The organism is Archangium sp. (assembly GCF_036388035.1).
GTDB lineage: Bacteria > Myxococcota > Myxococcia > Myxococcales > Myxococcaceae > Archangium.
In genome coordinates, this window is sequence record NZ_DASVSO010000846.1 from 1 (window position 1) to 5,471 (window position 5,471).

Annotated in this window: 5 protein-coding genes and 1 pseudogene; 4 read left to right on the plus strand and 2 right to left on the minus strand. The window is 72.7% G+C overall.

The window, feature by feature from the left end:
- The 4 genes and pseudogenes from VF697_RS34920 to VF697_RS34935 all read left to right on the plus strand — a co-directional run.
- Positions 1-266 (plus strand): annotated as a pseudogene (locus VF697_RS34920) (ABC transporter ATP-binding protein); the annotation flags it as partial.
- Entirely contained in the window at positions 263-1,150 is an 888-nt protein-coding gene (locus VF697_RS34925) for an ABC transporter permease (protein WP_331101887.1), read from the plus strand. The pseudogene VF697_RS34920 and the gene VF697_RS34925, both read left to right, overlap by 4 nt.
- 121 nt (positions 1,151-1,271) lie before the next feature.
- The gene (locus VF697_RS34930) at positions 1,272-2,111 is read left to right on the plus strand and encodes a carboxypeptidase regulatory-like domain-containing protein (protein WP_331101889.1); all 840 of its coding nucleotides are present in this window, start codon (positions 1,272-1,274) and stop codon (positions 2,109-2,111) included.
- Positions 2,112-2,123: 12 nt separating this feature from the next.
- Positions 2,124-3,629: a lipase maturation factor family protein gene (locus VF697_RS34935; RefSeq protein ID WP_331101891.1), complete on the plus strand. Its 1,506-nt coding sequence runs from the start codon at positions 2,124-2,126 to the stop codon at positions 3,627-3,629.
- On the opposite strand, the gene VF697_RS34940 is transcribed toward VF697_RS34935, so the two are convergent.
- Both VF697_RS34940 and VF697_RS34945 read right to left on the minus strand, forming a co-directional pair.
- The gene (locus tag VF697_RS34940) at positions 3,592-4,941 is read right to left on the minus strand and encodes a HAMP domain-containing sensor histidine kinase (RefSeq protein ID WP_331101893.1); all 1,350 of its coding nucleotides are present in this window, start codon (positions 4,939-4,941) and stop codon (positions 3,592-3,594) included. The genes VF697_RS34935 and VF697_RS34940 overlap by 38 nt on opposite strands.
- The coding region (locus VF697_RS34945; protein ID WP_331101894.1) for a response regulator transcription factor at positions 4,938-5,471 on the minus strand (534 nt) is incomplete at its 5' end. The genes VF697_RS34940 and VF697_RS34945, both read right to left, overlap by 4 nt.

Consider the following 5,471-nt stretch of genomic DNA (forward strand, 5'->3'; position numbering starts at 1 on the left):
AGGCCCGAGAGCCCGAGGCGCTCGCGGCCGAGCTGCGTGCGCGGCTCGGCCTGGAGGCCCAGGTGGTGGAGGGCCGGGTGCAGGTGGAGGTGGAGCAGGGGCACGCGCTGGTGCCCCGGCTGGTGGAGGCCTTTCCGGCCGGCCGGCTCGCCTCGGTGTCCCTGCGCCGTCCCACCCTCGCGGACGTGTTCCTTCAGCTTACCGGTCGCGCGCTCGGCGCGGACCAGCCCACCGCCGAGCCCCCTCGTAGGAGTCGTCGTCGATGAACGCCCACGCCACCACCGCCCCGGACACCCACGCGCCCGAGACGGCGCCGCGCCCGGTGGAGCTCCTTCCTTCCGTCGAGGAGGCGAGGGCCCCCGGCGCGCTCGCGCTGCAGTGGGCCACCGTGCGCGTGCTGCTGGTGCGCGACGTGGTGCGCTTCTTCCGTCAGCCCAGCCGCATCATCGGCGCGCTCGCCCAGCCCATCCTCTTCTGGTTCGTCATCAGCGCGGGCTTCTCCGGCTCCTTCCGCGTGGAGGGGGCGCAGGGCCTGGGCTACCAGCAGTTCTCCTACCCCGGCATCGTCACCATGGTGGTGCTCTTCAGCGCCATCTTCGCCACCATCTCCGTCATCGAGGACCGGCGCGAGGGCTTCCTCCAGTCGGTGCTGGCCGGGCCGGGCTCGCGCCTGGCGGTGGTGCTGGGCAAGGCGCTGGGCTCCTCGGCCATCGCGCTGATGCAGGCCTCGCTCTTCCTCCTCTTCGCCCCGCTGGCCGGGGTGAAGGCCGCCACCCTCGACGTGCCGTTGCTGGCGGCGGTGATGGTGCTGTCCGCCCTGGCCCTCACCTGCATGGGCATTGCCCTCGCCTGGTGGGTGCGCTCCACCTCCGGCTACCACGCGGTGATGAGCATCGTGCTGCTGCCCATGTGGGGGCTGTCCGGCGCGGTGTTTCCTCTCAAGGGCGCCGGACCCGCGCTCGCCTGGGTGATGCGCCTCAACCCCATGCGCTTCTCCGTGGAGGGGGTGCGGCGCGCGCTGTACGGCGCCGAGGCCTCCCTCGCGGTGGGCACGGCCTCATCCGGCGCGGGCCTGGAGGTGCCGGTGCTCTTCGTCTTCGCCACCGTCTTCCTCGGGCTGGCCGCCTTCAGCATCAGCCGCCGCGAATAGCTGGAAAGACGGGTCTTACATTGACTTCCGGGTCCACTCTTCTGCTACGACAGAAGGACCCGTTACATCAGTCCGCCCGCGACGGAAGCGCGTCACGCCAGCGGCACGAGGGAGTGTGCATATGAAGTTGCGTACGCTGGGCGTCGCGGTGCTCGGCACCGTGGGGCTCGCCGCCCTGTCGGCCTGCAAGAACGAGGAGGCCGCGCCGACCCCCGCTCGTGGGGCCGTGCAGCCGCCGGCCCAGGCGAAGGCCGCGCCGAAGCCCGAGGCGGCTCCGGTGGCGGAGCCCGCTCCCCAGGCGCTCACCGGGGGGGGGACGGTCCGGGGCACCGTGTCCTTCAAGGGCACGCCTCCCCCGCAGGCCGCCATCGCTCCGAGCATGGACTCCGCCTGCGAGGGCATGGCGTCGACGGACCAGGCCATCCGGGTGAAGGCCGGCAAGCTGGAGAACGTGCTCGTGCGTGTGCGCGGCCTGCTGCCCAGCGCGCAGGGGGCGAAGCCCGCCGTCATCGACCAGCACCAGTGCACCTACCTGCCGCGCGTGCAGGGGGTCGCCGCGGGCCAGCCCATCCTCATCAAGAACAGCGATGGCACGCTGCACAACGCGCGGGCCCTCGCCGGGACGAAGTCCATCTTCAACGTGGCCCAGCCGCCCAACGGCAAGGCCGTGCAGCGCGCGCTGCCCGCCGAGTCCGAGGTGGTGCGTCTCAAGTGCGACATCCACCCGTGGATGACGGCCTGGGTGGTGGTGAACCCGAATCCGTACTTCGCCACCTCCGGCGCGGATGGCTCCTTCTCCATCGAGCACCTGCCCGCTGGCACCTACACCCTCGAGGCCTGGCACGAGACGCTCGGCACCCGCACGGCCGAGATCACCGTGAAAGAGGGGGAGACGGCCTCCGCCTCCTTCGAGTTCTCCTCGGCGGATGCCAAGAGCACGGCCTCGGGTGGCGTGAAGTAGCATCCTGGGGGCGTGGACCTCGTCCCCTCCAGCGATGCGCGGTTGTCCGTCGCCCGGGTGCGCTGGCTGTACCTGCGCGCCCTCGGGCTCGTCTTCGTCCTCGCCTTCGCCTCGCTCCTGTCCCAGCTCCCGGCGCTGCTGGGGCCCCAGGGGCTGAGCCCCGCCTCCGCGCTGCTCGAGGGTGTGGGCCAGGTGCTCCCGGCTCCCGAGCGGTACTGGCGGTTGCCCACGCTCCTGTGGTGGCTCGGGGCGGGGGAGGGGGCCCTGCGCGGCGTGGGCTTCGCGGGCCTTGCCTGTGGCGTGCTGCTCGCCGCCAACGTGGCCCCCCGGTGGGCCCTCGTCGGCGCCTGGGCCTGCTACCTCTCGCTCACCACCGTGGGCGATGTCTTCCTCGGCTACCAGTGGGACGTGCTGCTCCTCGAGACCGCGCTCGTCTCGCTCCCGCTCGCCCCGGGCCACCTGCTGCCCTCCGGTGTCTCCCCCGCGCCTCCCCGGGGCGCCATCCTCCTGCCGCGCCTCCTCCTCTTGCGGCTCATGGTCATGTCCGGGGTGGTGAAGCTCGCCAGCGGGGACCCGACGTGGAGGGACCTCACCGCGCTCCAGTACCACTACTGGTCGCAGCCCCTGCCCAACCCCGTCGCCTGGTTCGCGAACCTCCTGCCCCCCGTCCTCCAGCGCGCCAGCGCCGGGGGGATGCTCGCCCTCGAGCTGGGGGTTCCCTTCCTCCTCTTCGGGCCCAGGCCCGCCCGGCTCGCCGCGGCTGGCCTGCTCGCCGCGTTGCAGCTCGGCATCCTCGCCACCGGCAACTACGGCTTCTTCAACCTCCTCACGCTCGTGCTCTGCCTCTGCGCGCTCGATGACGGCGTGCTCGCGCGCTGGCGCACCGGGGCGCCGCCCCCCGTCGCTCCCGTCCTTCCTCGCCGAAGCGTCCGTTTGGGTGCCGTGGCCCTCGGCCTCTTCGCCGCCGCCTATGCCGTGCTCGGGCTCTCGATGGACGTGCAGCGCTTCACCGGGCGCCCGCTGCCGGGCTTGCTCGACAAGGCGCAGGAGGCCCTCTCCGGCTTCCGGAGCTTCAACACCTATGGCCTCTTCGCGGTGATGACCACCGAGCGGCGGGAGATCCTCATCGAGGGCAGCTCCGAGGGACAGACGTGGAAGGAGTACCTCCTGCCGTACCGTCCGGGCCGCTTGGACGAGGCGCCTCCCTTCGTGGCTCCGCACCAGCCGCGGCTCGACTGGCAGATGTGGTTCGCCTCGCTCTCCACCTGTCGGAACAACCCGTGGCTCATCCGCCTCCAGGAGCAGTTGCTGCGTGGCGACGCCACCGCGCGGCACCTCTTCATGGAGGACCCCTTTCCGGAGACGCCGCCGCGCTTCGTGCGCACGCGCCTCTTCGACTACCGCTTCACGGATTGGGACACATGGCGCGCTACCGGCCACTGGTGGACGCGGAGCGAGGTGGGCCCGTACTGCCCACCTCTCACGCTCGTGAACGGGCGACTTCAGGCGGTGCCTTGACCGTGGCCGGCCCCTCGCGCCGCAGGGTGAAGCCCACCCGGGCGCCTCCGCCCGGGCGGTTCTCCGCGAAGGTGTCGCCGCCGTGGGCCCGGGCAATCCGCTGCACCAGCGCGAGCCCCAGTCCCAGCGAGCCCGCCTCGCGCGCCTCGCCGCCCCGGTCCTTGCGGTAGAAGGGCTCGAAGATGCGCGTCTCCTCGCCGGGCAGCAGCCCCGGGCCCCGGTCATCCACGCAGAAGGCGAGCCGCCCTTCGCGCTCGAGGAGCCGCAGTGCCTCCGGGCCCTGACCGTGCTTGCGCGCGTTGTCCAGCAGGTTGGCCAGGGCGCGCCCCAGCAGCGTGGCGTCTCCCACCAGCTTCGCGTCGGGGGCGTCCACCGCGAGCGTCTCCACCGGCACTCCCGCTCGCTCCAGTGCCCGCGTCGCGAGGTCCTTCCCATCCAGCTCGCGCGGCGCCACCTGGCCGAAGTCCAGCCGTGAGCTCGCGAGCAGCTCGCCCACGAGCGCGTCCAGCTCCACCACCTCGCGCTCCATCTGGTCCGCCGTCCGCTCCGGGCCTCCGGCGTCGCGCATCAGCTCCACGAGGACCCGCAGGCGCGCCAGCGGCGTGCGCAGCTCGTGTGACACCGCGGCCAGCAGCTCGCGCTGATCCGCCATCTGCCGCTCGATGCGCGAGGCCATGTCGTTGAAGGCCTCGGCCAGCACGGACATCTCGCCCGTGGCGTGCCGGCCCAGCGTCACCCGAGTGTCCAGCCTGCCCGCGCCCAGCTCCTGCGCGGCTCGCGCCAGCGTATCCATGGGCCGGGACAGCCGGCGAGCGAGCCACCCCGACGCCAGCCACAGCGTGGTCCCGGCCAGCAGCAACACCATCGGTCCGCGCCAGGGCTGCCGGGGCCGGGTCTGCCCGTAACAGGCCAGCGCCGTTCCGAGCCTCACGCCGTCGCGCTCCACCGGCACGGAGAGCTCCGCGTACGAAGGGCAGGCCTGCCCGGTGCGCAGGAGCAGCACCCCGGAGGCGTCCCGCAGCTCCACGTCGAATCGAAGGTCCTCGGCGACGGAGCGGGCGAGTGCGTCCCGGCGCGCGGGGTCGTCCCACACCTCGGCGAGCCGGTGGCCGGCGAAGGTGCGCACCCGGTCCATTTCCTGGCGCCAGGAGGGGCCGCCTCCCATCAGGCCCCCCATCACGCTCATCACCGTGGCCACCACGACGAAGGTGGTGAAGATGGAGACGCCGAACCAGACGAAGAGCCGGCGGCGCAGCCTCGCGCGGATGAAGCACCCCAGCCGGCTCATGGGTCCGCGCGGGAGCCGGCTCATGGGCCGTCCTTGCTGAACAGGTAGCCCACCCCGCGCACCGTCTTGATGAGGCGCGAGCCCTCGTCGCCCAGCTTCTGCCGCAGGTGGGAGATGTGCACGTCCACCGTGCGCTCGCCCACCACGGTGTCGCTCCGGCCGGCCTCGCCGAGCAGGGCATCGCGGGGAATGACGCGCCCGGCGCGCCGCACGAGGGCCACCAGCAGGTCGAACTCGAGCCCGGTGAGTTCCACCAGCCGGCCGCCCACGCGCACCTCGCGGGCGGACGCGTCGATGGCGACGCCGCTGGCCTCCAGCTTCTCCGCCACCGAGGCGGGTTGGGCGCGTCGCAGCACGGCCCTCAGCCGCGCGAGCAACTCGCGAGGGCTGAAGGGCTTGGCCAGGTAGTCATCCGCGCCCAGCTCCAGCCCCACCACGCGGTCGGTCTCGTCGCCGCGCGCGGTGAGCATGAGGACGGGGATGGTGCTCTTGGAGCGGATGCGCCGGCACACCTCCAGCCCGTCCATGCCCGGCATCATCACGTCGAGCAGCAC

Coding starts and splice junctions, on each gene's coding strand:
- VF697_RS34925 (WP_331101887.1), top strand. CDS start 263: ATGAACGCCCACGCCACCACCGCCCCGGACACCCACGCGCCCGAGACG.
- VF697_RS34930 (WP_331101889.1), top strand. CDS start 1,272: ATGAAGTTGCGTACGCTGGGCGTCGCGGTGCTCGGCACCGTGGGGCTC.
- VF697_RS34940 (WP_331101893.1), bottom strand. CDS start 4,941: ATGAGCCGGCTCCCGCGCGGACCCATGAGCCGGCTGGGGTGCTTCATC.